The 19913-nt window shown below is 76.5% G+C and carries 17 protein-coding genes; 4 read left to right on the forward strand and 13 right to left on the reverse strand.

All coding sequences use genetic code 11. From position 1 onward, the window contains the following. Nucleotides 1–99 precede the first annotated feature (99 nt). From recA to WA616_RS16310, 10 genes are all read right to left on the reverse strand, one after another. Complete coding sequence (gene recA / locus WA616_RS16265) at nt 100–1131, reverse strand: recombinase RecA (RefSeq protein WP_073420591.1); 1032 nt, start codon at nt 1129–1131, stop codon at nt 100–102. 187 nt (nt 1132–1318) lie between these two features. Next, on the reverse strand, nt 1319–1966 hold the full coding sequence (locus WA616_RS16270) for a response regulator (RefSeq protein ID WP_073420592.1): 648 nt from the start codon (nt 1964–1966) through the stop codon (nt 1319–1321). Next, the gene (locus WA616_RS16275; RefSeq protein ID WP_336031421.1) at nt 1963–3138 is read right to left on the reverse strand and encodes a sensor histidine kinase; all 1176 of its coding nucleotides are present in this window, start codon (nt 3136–3138) and stop codon (nt 1963–1965) included. Before WA616_RS16275 ends, WA616_RS16270 begins: the two co-directional genes overlap by 4 nt. Nucleotides 3139–3167: 29 nt before the next feature. Further along, nucleotides 3168–4004: an ABC transporter permease gene (locus WA616_RS16280; protein ID WP_336031422.1), complete on the reverse strand. Its 837-nt coding sequence runs from the start codon at nt 4002–4004 to the stop codon at nt 3168–3170. Beyond that, nucleotides 4001–4924: an ATP-binding cassette domain-containing protein gene (locus WA616_RS16285; RefSeq protein ID WP_336031424.1), complete on the reverse strand. Its 924-nt coding sequence runs from the start codon at nt 4922–4924 to the stop codon at nt 4001–4003. The genes WA616_RS16280 and WA616_RS16285 overlap by 4 nt, the downstream gene beginning before the upstream one ends. Before the next feature lie 108 nt (nt 4925–5032). Beyond that, nucleotides 5033–5227 carry a DUF3046 domain-containing protein gene (locus WA616_RS16290; protein WP_336031425.1) on the reverse strand — a complete coding sequence of 65 codons (195 nt, stop codon included), beginning with the start codon at nt 5225–5227 and terminating at the stop codon, nt 5033–5035. A gap of 9 nt (nt 5228–5236) precedes the next feature. Further along, nucleotides 5237–5878, reverse strand: coding sequence for a hypothetical protein (locus WA616_RS16295; RefSeq protein WP_336031426.1), 642 nt, complete (start codon nt 5876–5878; stop codon nt 5237–5239). Next, the gene (locus WA616_RS16300) at nt 5875–6336 is read right to left on the reverse strand and encodes a MarR family winged helix-turn-helix transcriptional regulator (RefSeq protein ID WP_073420597.1); all 462 of its coding nucleotides are present in this window, start codon (nt 6334–6336) and stop codon (nt 5875–5877) included. Before WA616_RS16300 ends, WA616_RS16295 begins: the two co-directional genes overlap by 4 nt. 201 nt (nt 6337–6537) lie before the next feature. Next, entirely contained in the window at nt 6538–7794 is a 1257-nt protein-coding gene (locus tag WA616_RS16305; protein ID WP_073420598.1) for an MFS transporter, read from the reverse strand. A gap of 7 nt (nt 7795–7801) precedes the next feature. Continuing rightward, nucleotides 7802–8947 carry an acyl-CoA dehydrogenase family protein gene (locus tag WA616_RS16310; RefSeq protein ID WP_336031428.1) on the reverse strand — a complete coding sequence of 382 codons (1146 nt, stop codon included), beginning with the start codon at nt 8945–8947 and terminating at the stop codon, nt 7802–7804. A 101-nt stretch (nt 8948–9048) separates the two neighbouring features. On the opposite strand from WA616_RS16310, the gene WA616_RS16315 reads away from it, so the two are divergent. Beyond that, nucleotides 9049–13653 (forward strand): ATP-dependent helicase, encoded by a 4605-nt coding sequence (locus WA616_RS16315; RefSeq protein ID WP_336031431.1) that lies wholly within the window; start codon nt 9049–9051, stop codon nt 13651–13653. 69 nt (nt 13654–13722) lie between these two features. Then, complete coding sequence (locus WA616_RS24520; protein ID WP_442902005.1) at nt 13723–14574, forward strand: cold shock domain-containing protein; 852 nt, start codon at nt 13723–13725, stop codon at nt 14572–14574. A 40-nt stretch (nt 14575–14614) separates the two neighbouring features. Here WA616_RS24520 and WA616_RS16335 read toward each other — a convergent pair whose 3' ends face one another. Then, nucleotides 14615–15205 (reverse strand): antibiotic biosynthesis monooxygenase, encoded by a 591-nt coding sequence (locus tag WA616_RS16335; RefSeq protein ID WP_336031433.1) that lies wholly within the window; start codon nt 15203–15205, stop codon nt 14615–14617. A gap of 98 nt (nt 15206–15303) precedes the next feature. Here WA616_RS16335 and WA616_RS16340 point away from each other — a divergent pair, with 98 nt between their 5' ends. Further along, nucleotides 15304–16158, forward strand: coding sequence for a DNA-formamidopyrimidine glycosylase family protein (locus WA616_RS16340; RefSeq protein ID WP_336031435.1), 855 nt, complete (start codon nt 15304–15306; stop codon nt 16156–16158). 64 nt (nt 16159–16222) lie between these two features. On the opposite strand, the gene WA616_RS16345 is transcribed toward WA616_RS16340, so the two are convergent. After that, nucleotides 16223–17059 (reverse strand): PspA/IM30 family protein, encoded by an 837-nt coding sequence (locus WA616_RS16345; RefSeq protein ID WP_336031437.1) that lies wholly within the window; start codon nt 17057–17059, stop codon nt 16223–16225. 205 nt (nt 17060–17264) lie between these two features. On the opposite strand from WA616_RS16345, the gene WA616_RS16350 reads away from it, so the two are divergent. Next, nucleotides 17265–18287, forward strand: coding sequence for a PfkB family carbohydrate kinase (locus WA616_RS16350; RefSeq protein ID WP_336031439.1), 1023 nt, complete (start codon nt 17265–17267; stop codon nt 18285–18287). Here the strand turns inward: WA616_RS16350 and WA616_RS16355 are convergent. Beyond that, entirely contained in the window at nt 18284–19912 is a 1629-nt protein-coding gene (locus WA616_RS16355; protein WP_336031441.1) for a glycoside hydrolase family 13 protein, read from the reverse strand. The genes WA616_RS16350 and WA616_RS16355 overlap by 4 nt on opposite strands. Nucleotide 19913: the final 1 nt, after the last annotated feature.

A 19913-nucleotide genomic window follows, 5' to 3' on the forward strand; every position in this document is an offset into this window, starting at 1 on the left:
GTGCACGGGTCCGGCGTCCGCGCCGGCCGCCGGGGCGGCCGGTCAGCTCGGGGTCGGCCTCCTCGGAGGCCGGGCCGGGCCAGCCGGTCACGGGGCGGCTCAGAAGTCGGCGGTCTCGGCGGCCGGCGCGTCGACCTGCGGGCCGATGCCCAGCTTCTCCTTGACCTTCTTCTCGATCTCGTCGGCGAGGTCGGGGTTGTCGCGGAGGAACGTGCGGACGTTCTCCTTGCCCTGGCCGAGCTGGTCGCCCTCGTACGTGTACCAGGCGCCGGACTTGCGGATGAAGCCCTGCTCGACGCCGGCGTCGATCAGGCCGCCCTCGCGGCTGAAGCCGTGGCCCCACAGCAGGTCGAGCTCGGCCTGCTTGAACGGGGCGGCGACCTTGTTCTTGACGACCTTCACCCGGACCCGGCTGCCGACGGCGTCGGTGCCCTGCTTGAGGGTCTCGATGCGGCGCACGTCGAGGCGGACCGACGAGTAGAACTTCAGCGCGCGGCCACCGGTGGTGACCTCGGGCGAGCCGTAGACGATGCCGACCTTCTCGCGCAGCTGGTTGATGAAGATCGCGGTGGTGCCGGAGTTGTTCAGCGCACCGGTGATCTTCCGCAGCGCCTGGCTCATGAGGCGGGCCTGCAGACCGACGTGGCTGTCACCCATCTCGCCCTCGATCTCGGCGCGGGGGACGAGGGCTGCCACGGAGTCGATGACGATGATGTCGAGCGCGCCGGAGCGGATCAGCATGTCGGCGATCTCGAGCGCCTGCTCACCGGTGTCGGGCTGGCTGACCAGCAGCGCGTCGGTGTCGACGCCGATGGCCCGGGCGTACTCGGGGTCGAGCGCGTGCTCGGCGTCGATGAAGGCCGCGATGCCGCCGGCGGCCTGGGCGTTGGCCACCGCGTGCAGGGCGACGGTGGTCTTGCCGGAGGCCTCCGGGCCGTAGACCTCGATGACGCGGCCGCGCGGCAGACCGCCGATGCCCAGGGCGATGTCGAGGGCGATCGAGCCGGTCGGGATGACCTTGATCGCCTGGGCGGCGCTGTCGCCCAGGCGCATGACCGAGCCCTTGCCGAACTGCTTGTCGATCTGGGCGAGGGCCATGTCGAGGGCCTTGTCGCGGTCGAGCGTTGCCATGCTGCTCACCTTCGGGAAGTCGCGTGTCGTGGAGTCGATGCGGTGTCGGAGGCGACGCTAGGCCGGGGGTCTGACATTTCCGGGGACCGACCGGACCTGTGGAGGGACGACCTCCCTGTGGACGCGCCCGCCACTGTAGGACGAACACGTGTTCGAGTCGAGCGACACGCGGAGGACGCCAGGTCCCTCACACCAGACCGTGCGTGTGCGCGAAGACCGCGGCCTGCGTGCGGTCGCGTAGACCCAGTTTGCCCAGGATGCGGGCCACGTGCGTCTTGACCGTCAGTTCCGACAGCACCAGCACGCCGGCGATCTCGGCGTTCGACTCCCCGCGGGCGACCGCCCTGAGCACCTCGAGCTCGCGCTCGGTGAGCAGGGCGACGCGCGGGTCGGGCGGCGTGACCGCGGGCAGCCGGTGCGCCAGCGTCTCGAGCAGCCGCCGGGTGACCCGCGGGGAGAGCACCGCGTCGCCGCGGGCCACCGCCCGCACCGCCCGGAGGAGCTCCGCGGGCTCGGCGTTCTTGAGGAGGAACGCGCTCGCGCCGGCCCGCAGCGCGGCGAACGCGTACTCGTCCAGGTCGAAGGTGGTCAGCACCAGCACCCGGCTGGACAGCCCCTCGGCGACGATGCGCCGGGTCGCCTCGACGCCGTCGACACCGGGCATGCGGACGTCCATCACGACGACGTCCGGCCGCAGCTCACGCGTCAGCGAGACGGCCCGGGCGCCGTCCCCGGCCTCCCCGACCAGGACGAGGTCGTCCTGGGCCTGCAGCACCATCGAGAAGCCGAGCCGGACCAGCGGTTCGTCGTCGACGAGCAGCACGCGGGTGCTCACGGCGCCGCCGTCCCGGCACCCTCGGCGCCGACCACGGCGAGCGGGAGGACCGCGGCGACGCGCCAGCCACCCTCCGGACGCGGGCCGGCCACGACGGTGCCGTCCCACGCCGCGACGCGCTCCCGCATGCCGACCAGCCCGTGCCCGGGCCGCTCCGGCAGGACGGCGGGCCCGCCCTCGTCGGTCACCTCGACGGCGAGCTCGCCCGCGCGCCAGTCCAGGCGGACGGCGGCCGATCGCGCCCCGCGCGCGTGCCGCAGGGTGTTCGTGAGCGCCTCCTGCACGAGACGGTGGACGGCGAGCTGGGCGCCGGCCACGAGCGGGGCCGGCCGGCCGGTCACCGTGAGCGAGGTGGGGAGCCCGGCGGCCCGGACCTGCTCGACGACCGCGGGGAGTCCGTCGAGACCGGGCGCCGGCGCACGCCCCGGGCCGTCGTCGTCGGTGCGCAGCACGCCGACGAGTCGGTGCATCTCCGCCAGCGCCTCGCGTCCGGTCGTGGCGATCTGCCGCACCGCCCGGGCGGCCTGCTCGCCGTCCTGCGCGTACCCGGCGCCGTCGGCCAGCGCCGTCATCACCGAGAGGTTGTGCGCGACGACGTCGTGGAGCTCGCGGGCGATCCGCGCGCGCTCCTCCATGACCGCCACCCGGGCGCGCGCGTCCCGCTCCCGTTCGGCGCGCTCCGCGCGGTCCTGCAGCGCCACCAGGTAGGCCCGCCTGGTCCGCCGGTCACGCCCGACGACGGCCGCCGTCACGGTCACCGCGACCAGCGGCACCACGGCGGCACCGTCACCAGGGCCGGTCAGGGCTGCTGCACCGAGGGCCAGCGGCACCACCAGGCAGACCCCGAGCGCCGTGGCGACGCGCCGCGGATCGCACCGGTCGGCGACCCAGACCAGCAGCCACCACACCACCACCCCGGCCGGGAGCAGCGCCCGGGCCTCCAGCCCGTGCAGCACCCACCAGCCGACCACGACGGCGGCAGAGGCGAGGAAGGCGGCGAAGGGCGCCCGCGCGCGGGCGACCGCGGGCGCCCAGGCCAGGGCGGTCACGGCGACCTCCGCCGCGGTCGGGCCACCGAAGCGCACCAGCGGGCCGATGGCGAGGACGGCACCGGCCACCACGGGCCCCACCGACCACACCACCGACCCGCCCACCCGCCGCACGGACGACATGCTGCCGCCCGCGCCTCCCGGTCCGGAAGTCACGCGTCGCGTCGCCGCACCGTGACGACCGCCGCTGCGAGCAGGACCGCCAGGTAGCCGCAGAGCACCCCGAACCCCGTCCACGGGGCGAGCTCGCCGGGGCCGGTCGCGACCTGCACGATGCTCGCGCCGGCCTGCCCCGGCAGCCACCGCACCACGTCGGGACCCCAGCTCGAGGGCAGCAGGCCGCCCAGCACCGGGAGCAGGAAGACGACGCCGAACAACGTACCGACCGCCCCTCCGGTCGAGCGCAGCAGCCACCCGAGCGCGGTGCCGAGCACCCCGATCGCCGTCACGTACAGGCCGGCGCCGAGCACCGCCCGGGCCACGCCGTCGTCGGCGAGCGAGACCCCGGTGTCGCCGAGTGCGGCCTGCCCGACGAGGAACGCCGCCAGCGCGGCGAGCGAGGTCGCGACCAGGGTGACCACGGCGAGGACGCCGGAACGGGCCAGGAGCACCGGCCACCGGCGGGGCACCGCCGCGAAGAGGACCCGCACCGTGCCGCTGGTGTACTCGCCGGTGACCAGCAGGACCCCCAGCACCCCCACCGCCAGGGCCGCCAGGTTGTAGCCACCCAGGCTCAGCCCGACGGGGTCGGCGGGGTCCAGGCCGGGCGGCGCGCCCTGGTCCCCGGCTCCCGCGGTCGCGGTGAACAGCAGGGAGAGCAGCACCATCGCGACGGACGCCCCGCCGAGCACCCACCAGGTGGTGCGCAGGGACCGGACGGCGGCCCACTGGCCGGCGACCAGGCCGCCCGGGCCGCCGCCGGCGGGCCCCCGGGGCGCGCGGTCCGCGCCGGGTGCGTCGAGGACGCGGGTGCTGGTCCGGTCGCTCACGTCAGGGCCTCCTGCCGCAGGTCGGTGCGGTACTCCCGGTCGTCGCGGGTCAGGTCCATGAAGGCCTCCTCGAGCGAGGCCGACACGGGGGTCAGCTCGTGCACGGGGATGCCGGCGCGCAGGGCGCGGTCGCCGATCTCGTCCGCGCCCAGCCCCTGGACCTCCAGCAGTCCCCGCTCGGGCGAGGCCAGGCTCACGCCGTCACCGGCGAGGACGCCCACGAGGTCGTCGGGGCGGGGGCTGCGCACCCGCACCGACCGGGTCCCGGCCCGCCGGAGGACCGCGGCCGTCGGCTCGTCGGCCACGAGCCGGCCGCGGCCGAGGACGACGAGGTGGTCGGCGGTCACGGCCATCTCGCTCATCAGGTGCGAGGAGACGAGGACCGTCCGGCCCTCGGCGGCCAGCTGCCGCGTCAGCGTCCGGATCCACAGGACCCCGTCGGGGTCCAGGCCGTTGACCGGCTCGTCCAGCACGACGGTGGCGGGGTCGCCCAGCAGCGCCGTCGCGACGCCGAGGCGCTGGCCCATGCCCAGGGAGAAGCCACCGACGCGGCGGTCGGCGACCGGCGTCAGGCCGGCGAGCTCGAGGACCGTGTCCACGCGCGAGCGCGGCAGCCCGGCGGTGGACGCGAGGACCCGCAGGTGGTCCCGGGCGGTGCGCCCCGGATGCGCGGAGCGGGCCTCCAGGAGGGCACCGACGGCGCGCAGCGGGACGGGGAGGTCGGCGTAGCGGCGGCCGTCCACCCGGACGGTGCCGGCGGTCGGCCGGTCGAGGCCGACGACGACCCGCATCGTCGTCGACTTGCCCGCCCCGTTGGGCCCGAGGAAGCCGGTGACACGGCCCGGGTGGACGGTGAGGGTCAGGTCGTCGACGGCGGTGCGGTCGCCGTAACGCTTGGTCAGTCCACGGATCTCGATCACGCCGTCGACGCTAGGGACGGCGGGGCACCCAGCGCGTCCGCCGCCGGGACGCACCTGCCGGGCGCCGCGTACTCCGCGCGGAGTACGGCCGCCCCTCCGGGAGCGAGCTCAGCGCTCCTTGAGGGGCACGTCGAACTCCTCGCAGATGGCCAGCCACACGCGCCGCACCGGCAGCCCGGCCTCGAGCGCCTCGACGGCGGTGCGCCCGCCGAGGACGGAGAAGACGTGGTCACGCGCCACGCTCTGCGCCCGCATCGACCCGAACCGGTCGTCGAGCCGGGACCAGAACTCCTGCAGGCGCACGCCCCGACGCTAGCGCGCGTCCGCGTCGGGGGTGGCGGCCGCGTGCCCTGCGATGCCCGCCCGGAGCCGCCGCACGAGCGCGGCCGGGTCGTCGGCGGCCAGGCGCAGCTCGTCGACCGGCCGCCCGCCGGTGCGCGCCAGCGGCAGCACCAGCGGCGTCCGCAGCTCGACGTCGACCTGGGTGGAGGCGACGACGGCGACCGACACCGCCCGCCGCCCGCCCTCCTCGGCCACGACGACAGTGCGCGAGCCCTCCACCGAGCGGCGCCGCACCCGGACCGCCGTGATCGCCTCCCACGGCACCCGCACGTCCACGGCAAAGCTGTTGCGCACGCGCAGCCCCTCGTCGTCGACGGTGTGCGGGTGGACGTGCATCCCCCCGAGCATGCCGAGCATCCACAGCAGCCCGTAGACGCCGACGACGAGCAGCGCCACGCGCGCCGCGGGCCACGGCAGCAGCCAGTCGACCAGCGGGATCTCGACGGCCGACAGGACGACGAAGGTCCACAGCACCGGCGCGGCGGCCGAGACGTAGCCGAACGCCTCGGCGCCGGCCGGGACGTCGGGCCGGCGCGCCACCCACCGCCCGAGGCTGCGCCAGGTGCCGAGCTCGAAGGCGACGGCGCGGCGCACGAGCCCCGCGGCGCTCACGGGGTCTCCTCCGCGGCGCTGCCCGGGACCAGCGGCCGCAGCCGCTCCAGGACGTCGTCGAGGGCGGACACCAGCGCGTCGAGCCGGTCGGGCGGGAGCCCGCCGAACAGCTGCCCGGCGAGCTCGGCCTGCCCGCGCCCGAGCTCGTCGAGCAGCTCCCGACCGCGCGCGGTGGGCGTGACGAGGGTGGCCCGGCGGTCGTCGGGGTGGGGCTCGCGGGTGACCAGCCCGGCGGCGGCCAGCCCGTCGACCAGGCCGGTGACGTTGCGGGCGCTGACCCCGAGCGCGTCGGCCAGCGCGCGCTGGGTGCTCGGGCCGGCGGCGCGCAGGTGCCACAGCAGCGTCGTGCGGGCCACCGTGAGGCCGGAGGCGGCCAGCGAGGCCGTCATGTCCCGGCCGAGCAGGACGGTGAGTTCCAGCACGCGGTCGAGCGCGGCCACCCGGGCGTCGTCCGGCATCGTGAGCCTCCTACACCGTGAAGTGGCTTCACGATATCAGGACTACGATGGGGCCGTGTTCCCCACCACCGGCTCCGCCACCTGGGACACCGTCCTGGAGATCGGCATCGCGCTGTGCATGCTCGTGTCGCTGGTGCTGCTCTGGCGCGGGATGCGCGGCCGCTGAGTCCGAGTCGCGCGGGATGCGCGGTCGCTGAGGAGTCAGCGGCGCAGCGCCCAGACCAGGGCCAGCGGCAGCACCAGGGCCGCCGAGACGCCGGCCACCAGGCCGAAGCCGCCGGCCGCCAGCAGCGGCCCGCCGGCCGCCCCCGCGACGGCGGCGCCGAGCCCCATGAGCAGGTCCGTGCCGCCCTGCGCGGCGGGCCGCGTGGCCGCGGGCACCGACTCGGTGACCAGCGTGGAGCCCGCGATCAGCCCGCACGACCAGCCCAGGCCGAGCAGCAGCAGCCCGACGCCGAGCCGGCCCGCGGCCTCCGGCGGGGCCGTGCCCGCGATCGCCGCGGCGGCCAGCAGCAGCATCCCGCCCGCGGCCACGGTCGCCCGGCGGCCGGCCCGGTCGGCGAGCCAGCCGACCAGCGGGGAGAACAGGTACATCCCGGCCACGTGCACGCTGATCACCACGCCGACCAGGCGCAGCGTCGTCGCGTCGTCGTGCCCACCGGCGTGCCCCATGTGCACCGGCGTCATGACCATGACGCCGACCATCACGGAGTGGGCCACGACGACGGCGACCACGCCGAGCCGCCCGTCGGCCGAGGCCCACACCTCCCGCAGTGCCGCCCGGGTGCGCCCGCGGTTGCCGGCCGGCCGCGCGCCGTCGCCGCCCGCCAGCCGCCGCGACAGGAGCAGCGGGTCGGGACGCAGCAGGGCCAGCAGGACCGCCGCGACGACGGCGAACCCCACCGCCGACACCACGAAGCCGCCGCCGAGCTCCGGCAGGCCGACCGCGCGCCCCAGCGCGGCGCCGGGCGCGGCGAGGTTCGGGCCGAGGACCGAGCCGACCGTCGTCGCCCAGACCACCAGCGACAGGTCGCGGCCGCGGCGCTCCGGCGTCGCGAGGTCGGCGGCGGCGTAGCGCGCCTGCAGGCCGCACGCGGTGGAGGCGCCGAAGGCGAACAGCCCGGCGAGCAGCAGCGGCAGCGACGACAGCGCCGCGGCGAGCACGGTGACCAGCGCACCGGCGACGGCGACGGCGTAGCCGGCGGCGAGCCCCGCGCGCCGGCCGGCCCGGTCGGACAGCCGGGCCAGCGGGACGGCGAGCACCGCGGCGCCGAGGACGCCGGCGGTCTGCCCGAGGCCGGCCGCGGCGTCGCTGCCGGCGACCTCCCGGGCGAGCAGTCCGCCGATGGTGATCCCGACGGTGACGCCCAGGCCCGCGAGTGCCACGGCGCCGGACAGGACGCCGACGGTGCGCCGCTGGACCCGCGCGACGTCGGGCGCCGCCTGCTGCGTCGTCACCGGCCCGTCACAGCCCCAGCGACCGGCCGATGATCTCGCGCATGATCTCGTTCGTGCCGCCGTAGATCGACTGCACGCGGGCGTCGCGCCAGGCCCGGGACACCGGGTACTCGTCCATGTAGCCGTAGCCGCCGTGCAGCTGCAGGCAGCGGTCGGCCACCTTGTTCTGCAGCTCGGTCGTCCAGTACTTGGCCATCGCCGCGTCGACGGCGGTCAGCTCCCCGGCGCCGAGCTGGCGGACGCACTCGTCGACGAAGGTGCGCGCGATCGTCGTCTCGGTGGTGAGCTCGGCGAGCACGAAGCGGCTGTGCTGGAAGCTGCCGACCGGCCGGCCGAACGCCGTCCGGCCGGTCACGTACTCGCGGGTCTGCGCGAGCACCGTCTCGCAGGCGGCGACCGCGCCGACGGCGATCGACAGCCGCTCCTGCGGCAGGTTCTCCATGAGGTGGGCGAAGCCGCGGTTCTCGGTGCCGAGCAGGTTGGCGGCGGGGACGCGGACCTCGTCGAAGAACAGCTCGGCGGTGTCCTGCGCCTTGAGGCCCACCTTGTCGAGGTTGCGGCCGCGGGTGAAGCCGGGCATGCCGCGCTCGACGACGAGCAGGCTGGTGCCCTTCGCGCCGGGGGCGTCGGGGTCGGTGCGCGCCACCACGATCACCAGGTCGGCGTTGATCCCGTTGGTGATGAACGTCTTGGCGCCGCTGAGCACCCACTCGTCGCCGTCGCGGCGGGCGGTGGTGCGGATGGCCTGCAGGTCGCTGCCGGTGCCGGGCTCGGTCATCGCGATGGCGGTGATCAGCTCGCCGCGGCAGAAGCCGGGCAGCCACCGCTGCGCCTGCTCCTCGGTGCACAGGTCGCGCAGGTAGGGGGCGACGACGTCGTTGTGCAGGCCGAAGCCGAGGCCGCTGGCGCCGATGCGGGTGACCTCCTCGTCGAGGACGGCGTTGTAGCGGAAGTCGCGCACCCCGCCGCCGCCGTACCGCTCGTCGACGTCGAAGCCGAGCAGGCCCTGCTCCCCGCCGGAGAGCCAGACCTCGCGCGGCACGATCCCGTCGCGCTCCCACTGGCCGTGGAAGGGGGCGACGTTCTTCTCCAGCCACGTGCGGACCGTCTGCCGGAAGTCCTCGTGGTCGGCCTCGTAGAGGGAGGAGCGCATGCCCGGCAGTGTGCCGCACGCCACCCTCCGTCCGGGCGACCCTCCGCCCGGGGCGTACGCGCAGGCCAGCGGACTGTCGTACCCGCGGGGACACTGGGGACGTGCCCGCTCTCGACCGGTTCTCCGCGCCCACCCGGGCCTGGTTCACGGGCGCGTTCGCCGAGCCCACGGCCGCCCAGGAGGGTGCCTGGCAGGCCATCAGCAGCGGCGGGCACGCGCTCGTCGTCGCCCCCACCGGCTCGGGCAAGACGCTGGCGGCCTTCCTCTGGTCGCTCGACCGGCTCACCAGCACCGCACCGGCCGACGAGAGCCGGCGCTGCCGGGTGCTCTACGTGTCCCCGCTCAAGGCGCTGGCGGTCGACGTCGAGCGCAACCTGCGGGCGCCGCTGGCCGGCATCGGGCAGGCCGCCATGCGCCTGGGCCTCCCCCGGCCGGAGATCACCGTCGGCATCCGCTCGGGCGACACCCCGGCCGACGAGCGGCGGGCCTTCACCCGGCGGCCCACCGACATCCTCATCACCACGCCCGAGTCGCTGTTCCTCATGCTCACGAGCTCGGCGCGGGAAGCGCTGCGCGGCGTCGAGACGGTGATCGTCGACGAGGTGCACGCGGTCACCGACAGCAAGCGCGGCGCGCACATGGCCGTCTCCCTCGACCGGCTCGACGAGCTGCTCGACCGCCCGGCGCAGCGGATCGGCCTGTCGGCCACCGTGCGGCCCATCGAGGAGGTGGCCACCTTCCTCGCCGGCGGCCGCCCCGTGGAGGTCGTGCAGCCGCCGTCGGTCAAGCAGTGGGACCTGTCGGTCGTCGTGCCGGTCGAGGACATGAGCCAGCTGGGCCAGCCCACCGGCGAGCTGGAGGGCTCGGCCGCGGGCGACCAGCCGCGGACGTCGATCTGGCCGGCGGTCGAGGAGCGGGTGCTCGACCTGGTCGAGGCCCACCGCAGCACCATCGTCTTCGCCAACTCCCGGCGGCTGGCCGAGCGGCTGACCAGCCGGCTCAACGAGATGGCCTTCGAGCGGGTCACCGGGGAGCCGGTCCCGCCCGGCACCAACGCCGCGGCGCTCATGGCGCAGGCCGGCTCCGGCGGCGGCGTCCCCGAGGGCGTGCGGCCGGTCGCCGCGGCGCACCACGGGTCGGTGTCCCGCGAGCAGCGCGCCGTCGTCGAGGAGGCGCTGAAGTCCGGGCAGCTCCCGGCGGTCGTGGCGACGTCGTCGCTCGAGCTCGGCATCGACATGGGCGCGGTCGACCTCGTCGTCCAGGTCGAGGCGCCGCCGACGGTCGCGGCCGGCCTGCAGCGGGTGGGCCGCGCCGGGCACCAGGTCGGCGCGGTCAGCCGCGGCGTGCTGTTCCCCAAGTACCGCGGCGACCTCGTGCAGTGCGCGCTGGTCGCCGAGCGGATGAAGGCCGGCGCGATCGAGTCGATCCGCTACCTGCGCAACCCGCTCGACGTGCTCGCCCAGCAGATCGTGGCGATCGTGTCGGAAGGCCCGCGCACGGTCGAGGAGGTCGGCGCGCTGCTGCGCCGGTCCGCGCCGTTCTCCGGCCTGCCCGACTCCGCGCTGCACGCCGTGCTCGACATGCTCGCCGGCCGCTACCCCTCCGACGCGTTCGCCGAGCTGCGGCCGCGGCTGACCTGGGACCGGGTCACCGACACCCTCACCGCCCGCAACGGCGCGCAGCGGCTGGCGGTCACCAGCGGCGGCACGATCCCCGACCGCGGGTTGTTCGGCGTCTTCCTCGTCGGCGGCGAGGGCTCGGGCGGGCGCCGCGTGGGCGAGCTCGACGAGGAGATGGTCTACGAGTCGCGGGTGGGCGACGTCTTCCTGCTCGGCTCGTCGTCGTGGCGGATCGAGGAGATCACCCACGACCGGGTGCTCGTCTCCCCCGCTCCCGGCCAGCCCGGGAAGATGCCGTTCTGGCACGGCGACGCCCCCGGCCGGCCGCTCGAGCTCGGCCGGGCGCTGGGTGCGTTCCTCCGCGAGGTCGGCTCGGCCACGCCGGAGCGGGGCCGCGAGCGGGCGCAGGCCGCGGGCCTCGACGACTGGGGCGCGGCGAACCTGCTCGCCTACCTCGCCGAGCAGAAGGCGGCCACCGGCCACCTCCCCGACGACCGGACGCTCCTGGTCGAGCGGTTCCGCGACGAGCTCGGCGACTGGCGGCTGGTCGTGCACTCCCCCTTCGGCGCGCAGGTCAACGCCCCGTGGGCGCTGGTGCTCGCCGCCCGGCTGCGGGAGCGCTACGGCGTCGACGTCGCCTCCATGCACTCCGACGACGGCATCGTGCTGCGGCTGCCCGACACCACCGGCGAGCCGCCCGAGGCCGACCTCGCCGTCCTCGACCCCGACGACGTCGAGCGGGAGGTGACCGCCGAGGTCGGCAGCTCGGCGCTGTTCGCCAGCCGCTTCCGCGAGTGCGCCGCCCGCGCGCTGCTGCTCCCCCGCCGCGACCCGCGCCGGCGCACCCCGCTGTGGCAGCAGCGCCAGCGCGCCGCCCAGCTGCTCAGCGTGGCCAGCGAGTTCTCCAGCTTCCCCATCACGCTCGAGGCCGCCCGCGAGGTGCTGCAGGACGTCTACGACGTGCCCGGCCTGGTCGAGCTGATGCGCGACGTCCGCTCGCGGCGGGTGCGCGTCGTCGACGTGCAGACGCAGGCGGCGAGCCCGTTCGCCCAGTCGCTGCTGTTCGGCTACGTCGGGCAGTTCCTCTACGAGGGCGACGCCCCGCTGGCCGAGCGCCGCGCGCAGGCGCTGGCCCTGGACACCGGCCTGCTCGCCGAGCTGCTCGGCCGCTCCGAGCTGCGCGAGCTGCTCGACGCCGAGGCGCTGGCCGAGGTCGAGCGGGAGCTGCAGCGGCTGCCCGCCGAGCGGCACCCCCGCGACGTCGACGGCGCCTCCGACCTGCTCCGCGGCCTGGGCGACCTCACCCCGGCCGAGGCGGCGCTGCGCGGCGTCCCGGCGGAGTGGCTGGCGGAGCTGGTGGCCTCGCGGCGGGCGATCGTCGTGCGGATCGCCGGCGAGGAGCGGCACGTCGCCATCGAGGACGCCGGCCGGCTGCGCGACGCGCTGGGCACCGCGCTGCCCGTCGGCGTCCCGGAGGCGTTCACCGAGCCGGTCGCCGACCCGCTGGGCGACCTCGTCGGCCGCTACGCCCGCACGCACGGCCCGTTCCAGCCCACCGAGGTGGCCACCCGCCTGGGCCTCGGCGTCGCGGTCGTCACCGCCACGCTGCAGCGGCTGGTCGGCACCGGCCGGCTGGTCACCGGCGAGTTCCGGCCCGGCGGCACCGGGCAGGAGTGGTGCGACGCCGAGGTGCTGCGCTCGGTGCGCCGCCGCAGCCTGGCCAAGCTGCGCCAGGAGGTCGAGCCGGTGCCGATCGGCACGCTGGCCCGCTTCACCCCGTCCTGGCAGTCGGTCGGCAGCCGGATGCGCGGCGTCGACGGCGTGCTCGCGGTGGTCGAGCAGCTGGCGGGGGCGCTGGTGCCGGCCAGCGCGCTGGAGTCGCTGGTGCTGCCGTCCCGGGTGCGCGACTACCGCCCCGCGATGCTCGACGAGCTCACCAGCGCCGGCGAGGTGCTGTGGGCCGGCGCCGGCGGGCTGCCCGGCGGCGACGGCTGGGTGAGCCTCGTGCCCGCCGACCTCGCGCCGCTGCTGCTGCCCGACCCGGTGGAGCTGCCGGAGGAGGGCGGCGTCGGGTTCGCCGTCCTCGAGCAGCTCTCGGCCGGGCAGGCGGTGTTCTTCCGCGGCCTGTCCGACCTGGTCGGCGCCACCGACGACACGGCGCTCGCCGACGTCGTGTGGGACCTGGTGTGGGCCGGGCTGCTCACCAACGACACCCTCGCCCCGCTGCGCACCCGGCTGTCGGGGGGCGGCACGCACAAGCGCGCCCCGGCTCCACCGCGCGCCCGGGTGGACCGCACCCGCTACGGCCGACCGCGCCTGGGCCGCCCGGCGATGCCCACCCGCACCGGCCCGCCCACGGTCGCCGGCCGGTGGTCGCGGCTGCCCGAGCGGGAGCCCAACCCGACCCGGCGCACCACCGCCCGCGCCGAGGCGCTGCTGGAGCGGCACGGCGTGCTCACCCGCGGCGCGGTCATGGCCGAGCAGGTGCCCGGCGGGTTCTCCGCCGTCTACCCGGTGCTGCGCGCGTTCGAGGAGAACAACCGGGCCCGCCGCGGCTACTTCGTCGAGACCCTCGGCGCCGCCCAGTTCGGCACGCCGGGCTCGGTCGACCGGCTGCGCGCCTTCGCCACCCCCGACAGGGCCCCCGAGGGCGCGGTCGTGCTCGCCGCCACCGACCCGGCCAACGTGTACGGCGCGGCGCTGCCCTGGCCCGACCGTGCCGGCCCGTCCGACGGCGAGTCGGCCGACCAGGTCGCGGTCGACGTCGGCGAGGGCACCGGCGGCGGGAAGCGGACCACCGGGCACCGCGCCGGGCGCAAGGCCGGCGCGCTGGTGGTGCTGGTCGACGGCGACCTGGTGCTCTACGTGGAGCGCGGCGGCAAGACGCTGCTGTCGTGGACCGAGGACGAGCAGACGCTCAAGGAGGCGGCCACCGCGCTGTCGGGCGCCGTCGCCGCCGGGGCGCTGGGCCGCATGGTGGTGCAGAAGGCCGACGGCGCCTCGGTGCACCAGGACACCCCGCTGTCGTCGGCGCTGCAGGCCGCCGGCTTCGCGGCCACCCCGCGTGGGCTACGCCTGCGCGGCTGAGCTGGGGCCGGTGCGCGCGGGACGCGTACCGTTGACCGTCGCAGTACGTGAGGGATGAGGGATACAGACATGGCAGCCGGCACGGTCCGCTGGTTCGACGCGGACAAGGGCTTCGGGTTCATCGAGCCGCAGGACGGCGGGGACGACGTGTTCGTCCACTTCTCGTCGATCGAGGACACCGGGGGCTTCCGCACCCTCGACGAGGGGCAGCCGGTCGACTACGACGCGAGCCCCGGCCCGCGCGGCCCCCAGGCCGACCGGGTCCGCCCGACCGGCGGCGCGCCCCGCGCCCGCCGTGACGACCGGCGGGACGACCGCGGCTCCGGCCGTGACGACCGGGGCGGCTCCCGCGACGACCGGGGCGGCTCCCGCGGCGGCCGGGCGCCCCGCGGTATCGTCGTCTCGGGCACCGTGGCGCGCTTCGACGCCGACCGCGGCTTCGGGTTCATCGTCCCCGAGGACGTCTTCGTGCACGTCTCGGCGCTCAGCGGGCGCGGTGGCGAGCTCGAGGAGGGCGACCGCGTCGAGTTCGAGCTGGTCGAGGGCAACCGCGGCCTGCAGGCGGAGTCGGTGCGGCTGGTCGGCGGCGGCCGGCGCGGCGGCTACGACCGGCCCGCGCCGCGCGAGCGCCGGGACGACCGCCGCGACGACCGGGGTGGCCGCGACCAGCGTCCCGCCCGTTCCGCCGGCCGCGGCGGGGACGCCGGCGGCGACGCGCAGGGCACCGTGCAGTGGTTCAACCCCGACAAGGGCTTCGGCTTCATCACGCCGGACGACGGCGGCGACGACGTCTTCGTGCACTTCTCCGAGATCGAGGAGACCGGCGGCTACCGCGAGCTCCAGGAGGGCCAGCGGGTCGCGTTCTCCCGCACCTCCGGCTCCCGGGGCGTCAGCGCCGCCGGCGTCCGCCCGCTCGACTGAACCGCGCGGCCGGGTCCCGTCCGCGGGGGCCCGGCGCCGGTCAGCGGCGGCCGCGCAGCCAGGGGCCGAACCAGCGGGTCAGCCGCGGCATGACCACCTGGCCGAGCAGCACGACGACCACGGTCGCCGACAGCAGCAGGCGCAGCGGCAGCGGCCACGACCCGACGTGCGGGGCCACCAGCAGCTGGAAGCCCAGCGTGATGGCGAAGACGGCGGCGATGGTGAGCACCGTGAGCCGCCAGCGCGGGCCGGGCCGCGGCGGGGTCATCGCGGTGAAGAAGCTGTCCAGGCCGGCCACGCGCGCGTAGTCGGCGCCGTCGGACAGGTGCTCCACGCGCTCCAGCGCCGCCTGCCGCTCGGCCGACCGCTCCCAGCGGGCCAGCGACTCGCCGTCGGCGAACCGGTACACCAGGTGGTAGCGGGTCGACCCGGGGCCGGGACGCAGCAGGCTGGTGCCGAGGTTGCCGGGGAACCGCTCGGCCAGGCCGAGGATCTCCCCGGCCCACTCCTCGAACGGCGCCCGCTGCTCGGGGCGCACGTCGCGGGCCACGGTCACCGTCACCGGCTCGGCCACCCCCGCCACGTGCTCGGGGGCGATGGCCGGGTCGCGCGGGTCGGGACGTCGCTGCACGGCACCCTCAGCGTCGCGCGGCGCCCGGCGCTTCCCCGCCCGGGCGTGACGTCCCTCGCTCCTGAGCACGCCCTTCGCATGCAGGGGACACTGGACGGGTGCCCGAGGGAGACACCGTCTGGCTGGCGGCCCAGCGGATGAACACCGCGCTGGCCGGCCAGACGCTGCGCCGCGGCGAGCTCCGAGTGCCCCAGCTGGCCGCCACCGACCTCGCCGGCCGCACGGTCGCCGAGGTGGTCCCCCGCGGCAAGCACATGCTGACCCGCTTCACCGACGGCTGGACGCTGCGCACCCACTACCGGATGGACGGCAGCTGGCACATCTACAAGAAGGGCGCCCGCTGGCACGGCGGCCCCGCCTTCTCCATCCGCGCGGTCCTGGCCACCGACCGGTGGGACTGCGTCGGCTACCGGCTGCACGACGTCGCGATGGTGCGCACCAGCCAGGAGGACACCGTCGTCGGGCACCTCGGCCCCGACGTCCTCGGCCCCGACTGGGACCTCGACGAGGCGCTGCGCCGGCTGGGGTCGCACCCCGACGAGCAGATCGGCGTCGCGATCCTCGACCAGCGCAACCTCTGCGGCCCGGGCAACCTCTACAAGGTCGAGGGGATGTTCGTCTGCGGCGTGCACCCCTGGATGCGGGTGGCCGACGTCGAGGACCTCGCCGGACTGGTCGAGCGCACCCGCGCCCTGATGCTGGCCAACCGCGACCGCCCGGAGCAGAGCACCACCGGTGACCTGCGCCGCGGCCGCGACCACTGGGTCTACGGCCGCAAGGACAAGCCCTGCTACCGCTGCGGCACCCCGATCCTGCGCGGCGACCAGGGCCCCGACCTGCAGGAGCGGATCACCTACTGGTGCCCGACCTGCCAGGCCACCGACGCCCCCGTCGACCCCATGGCCCGCACCGGGGAGTCCGACCACCCGCGGCCGCTCGCCAGCGCCACCTAGGCACGCCCCGGACACGCCGCGGCCCGGCTCCACCCGAGGGCGGGAGCCGGGCCGCGGCGGTGCGTCAGGCGTTCTCGGGGCGCTGCGCCGTCTGCTCGGTCTTCTCGAACGACGGCGACGCGGCGCCCGGGCCGATCGCGCCGGCCGCGCCGGTGCCGCTCTCGACGGCCGACGTCTGCCCGCCGCCCATGCCGGCCCGGATCTGCTCCAGCCGCGAGGCGCCGGCGACGTCGAGGGTGGCCTTCTGCACCTCGAGCATCCGGCCCTCGACGGAGGTCTGCGCGAGCTCGGCCTGGCCCAGCGCGTTGGCGTAGCGGGCCTCGATCTTGTCGCGGACCTCGGCCAGGCTCGGGGTGTTGCCCGGCGCCGACAGCTCGTTGACCTGGCGCATCGACGCGGCCACGTGCTCCTGCATCTTGGCCTGCTCGAGCTGGCTCATGAGCTTGGTGCGCTCGGCCAGCGTGGTCTGCAGCCGCATCCGGCTCTGCTCGACCGCGCCGCGCGCCTGCTCGGCGGCCTGCAGCGCCTCGTCGTGGCTGCGCTTGAGGTCCTCCATCGCCTGCTCGGCGGCGACGAGCTGGGTGGCGAACGCCTGCGCGGCCTGCTCGTACTCGGCGGCCTTCGGGACGTCACCGCGGCCGCGGGACTGGTCGGCGAGGACGAGCGCCTGGCGGGCGGAGGCCTGCAGCTTCTCGACCTCGCCGAGCTGCCGGTTCAGCCGCATCTCCAGCTGGCGCTGGTTGCCCAGCACCGCGGCCGCCTGGTTGGCCAGCGACTGGTGCCGCTGCTGCTCGGCCTCGATCGCCTGCTGGATCTGGATCTTGGGGTCGGCGCGCTGGTCGATCTGCGCGTTGGCCGACGCCGTCAGGTACCGCCACAGCTTGACGATCGGGTTGGGCATGGCGAGCTCCTCCTGCTCCGGCGCCCGTCCGGCGCCGCCTCGTGGCTCCTGCGCACCGCCGTCGTCGACGGCGGTCCTCCTCGCCCATCGTCCCAGCAACAGCGGTACCCGGCCCAGCAGGGAGTCCCCCGGTCCTGCGGACCTCCCCCGTCCGGGGACTCCCGGGTGTCCCGCGGGGGACGACCCGCGCCGCTAGGGTCGGGCGATGGACAGCGACGGCCCCGTCCTCACCGTGCTCGGCGAGCTCGTCGTCGACCTCCTCCCGGTCGCCGGCGCCGACGCCGGACCCGAGGGCACCGCCCCGCACTACGTCGCCCGCCCCGGCGGCAACGCGCTCAACGTGGCCGTCGCGGCCGGCCGGCTCGGCACCCGGGTGGCGCTGCTCGCCCGCCTCGGCACCGGCCCCATGGCGCCGGCCCTGCGCCGGCACGCCGAGCTCTCCGGCGTCGACGTCTCCGGCTTCGTCGCCGCGGCCGAGCCGGTCAGCCTCGCCGTCGTCGGCCTCTCCCCCGACGGCTCGGCCGACTACGGCTTCCACGTGCAGGGCGCCGCCGACTGGCAGTGGACCGGCGCGGAGCTCGACGCCGCCCTGCCCGGGGGGACGGCGCTGCTGCACGTCGGGTCCATCTCCTCCTGGACGCCGCCCGGGTCCGAGGCGATCGCCGCGCTCGCCGAGCGCCTGGCGGGCACCGCCCTGGTCAGCGTCGACCCCAACCTGCGGCCCATGCTGGCCGGCGGCCCGGTGGGCGCCGCGCTCGGCAACGACCCCGACGGCGTCCGCGCCCGCCTCGACCGGCTGGTCGCCGTCGCCGACGTGGTGAAGGTCAGCGCCGAGGACCTCGCCTGGCTCGAGCCGGACACGACCGACCTCGACGACGCCGCCCGGCGCTGGGCCGGCCGCGGCCCCGCGCTGGTGCTGCTCACCGACGGCGGCGACCCGCTGCGGATCGCCCGGCCCGGCCGCCCGCTGCTGCACCGCGACCCGCCGCGGGTGACCGTGGCCGACACCGTCGGCGCCGGCGACTCCCTCGCCGCGGGCCTGTTCGCCGGGCTGCTGGGCGCCGGGATCACCGGCCGCGCGGCGCTGGAGGCCCTGTCCGACGACGACCTGCTCGCCCTGGTCGACGACGCCGCGCTGGTCGCCGCGCTCAACTGCACCCGCGTCGGCGCCGACCCGCCCACCGCCGCCGAGCTCGCCGCCGCGAAGGAGCAGCGGGCGACCGCCTAGGGCGCGAGCCAGGCGGCGGTGTCCGGAGGCAGCCCCGCGGACGCGTCCCCGCTGGCGAGCAGCACCCGGCCGAGCCCGTCGAGCGGGACGGCGCGGTCCGACAGGTTGACCACGCACCGGAACCCCGGCCCGCGGGAGAAGGCCAGCACGCCGTCGCCGAGGTCGAGCCAGGACAGCGGCTGCTCGCCGAGGAGCTCCCGGCGCAGCCGCAGCGCCGCCCGGTACAGCGACAGCGTCGAGGACGGGTCGGCGTCCTGCGCGGCCACGGTGAGCGCCCGCCACCCCTCCGGCTGCGGCAACCACGGCGCCACGCCGTCCGGGGCGAACCCGAACGGCGGCCGCTCCCCCGACCACGGCAGCGGCACCCGGCAGCCGTCGCGGCCCCGGGCGGTGCGGCCCGACCGCTCCCAGGTCGGGTCCTGCAGCGCGTCGGCGGGCAGGTCCTCGACCTCCGGCAGGCCGAGCTCCTCCCCCTGGTACAGGTAGGCGCCGCCCGGCAGCGCCAGGGTGAGCAGCGCGGCGGCGCGCGCCCGCCGCAGCCCCAGGGCGAGGTCGGCGGGACCGGCCGCGTCGAACCCCATGACGGCCGCGCCGCTGTGCGCCCGCCCGAAGCGGGTGACGTGCCGGGTCTCGTCGTGGCTGGACAGCACCCAGGTGGCCGGCGCGCCGACCGGCGCCAGCGCGGCCAGCGTCCCGTCGACCACCCGCCGCAGCGCGCCCGCGTCCCACGGCGCCTTGAGGTAGTCGAAGTTGAAGGTGGTGTGCAGCTCGTCGGGCCGGACGTAGCGCGCCAGCCGCTCGGGCCCGTTGACCACCGCCTCGGAGACGAACAGCCGGTCGCCGTCGTAGGTGTCGCCGATGCGCCGCCACCGGCGGAACACCTCGTGCACCTCGTCGACGTCCCAGTGCGGGTTGCCCACCCACTCGCTGCTGGCGAACGTCGCGCCCGGCGGGTGGCCGGCGTCGGGCAGCCCGGGCACCTTCGCCATGGCCGGCGCGGCGTCGACGCGGATGCCGTCGACCCCGCGGTCGAGCCAGAAGCGCACGACGTCGTCGAACTCCTCCTGCACCTCCGGTGAGGTCCAGTCCAGGTCCGGCTGCTCGGGGGCGAACAGGTGCAGGTACCACTGGCCGGGCCGGCCGTCGGGCTCGGTCACCCGGGTCCAGGCCGGCCCGCCGAAGGCGCTGATCCAGTCGTTGGGCGGGGCGGCGCCGCCGTCGCGGCCGTCCCGGAACAGGTAGCGGCTCCGCTCGGGCGCGCCCGGGCCGCCGGCCAGCGCGGCGCGGAACCAGGGGTGCTCGGCGGAGGTGTGGTTGGCGACGAGGTCCACGACCACCCGCAGGCCGAGCGCGTGCGCGTCGGCGAGCAGCGCGTCGACGTCGTCGAGCGTGCCGAACCGCGGGTCGACGTCGCGGTAGTCGCTCACGTCGTAGCCGCCGTCGGCCATCGGCGAGGGGTACCAGGGCGTCACCCACAGCGCGTCGACGCCGAGTCCGGCCAGGTACGGCAGCCGCTCGCGCAGGCCGGGCACGTCCCCCAGGCCGTCACCGTTCCCGTCGGCGAAGCTGCGCAGGTAGACCTCGTGGACGACCGCCGTCCGCCACCACGGACGGCGGTCGTCCACG

Source organism: Geodermatophilus sp. FMUSA9-8, assembly GCF_037034165.1.
Taxonomy (GTDB): Bacteria; Actinomycetota; Actinomycetes; order Mycobacteriales; family Geodermatophilaceae; genus Geodermatophilus; species Geodermatophilus nigrescens.

Coding starts and splice junctions, on each gene's coding strand:
- WA616_RS24520 (WP_442902005.1), top strand. CDS start 13,723: ATGGCAGCCGGCACGGTCCGCTGGTTCGACGCGGACAAGGGCTTCGGG.
- recA (WP_073420591.1), bottom strand. CDS start 1,131: ATGGCAACGCTCGACCGCGACAAGGCCCTCGACATGGCCCTCGCCCAG.
- WA616_RS16310 (WP_336031428.1), bottom strand. CDS start 8,947: ATGCGCTCCTCCCTCTACGAGGCCGACCACGAGGACTTCCGGCAGACG.
- WA616_RS16350 (WP_336031439.1), top strand. CDS start 17,265: ATGGACAGCGACGGCCCCGTCCTCACCGTGCTCGGCGAGCTCGTCGTC.
- WA616_RS16300 (WP_073420597.1), bottom strand. CDS start 6,336: ATGCCGGACGACGCCCGGGTGGCCGCGCTCGACCGCGTGCTGGAACTC.
- WA616_RS16275 (WP_336031421.1), bottom strand. CDS start 3,138: ATGTCGTCCGTGCGGCGGGTGGGCGGGTCGGTGGTGTGGTCGGTGGGG.
- WA616_RS16345 (WP_336031437.1), bottom strand. CDS start 17,059: ATGCCCAACCCGATCGTCAAGCTGTGGCGGTACCTGACGGCGTCGGCC.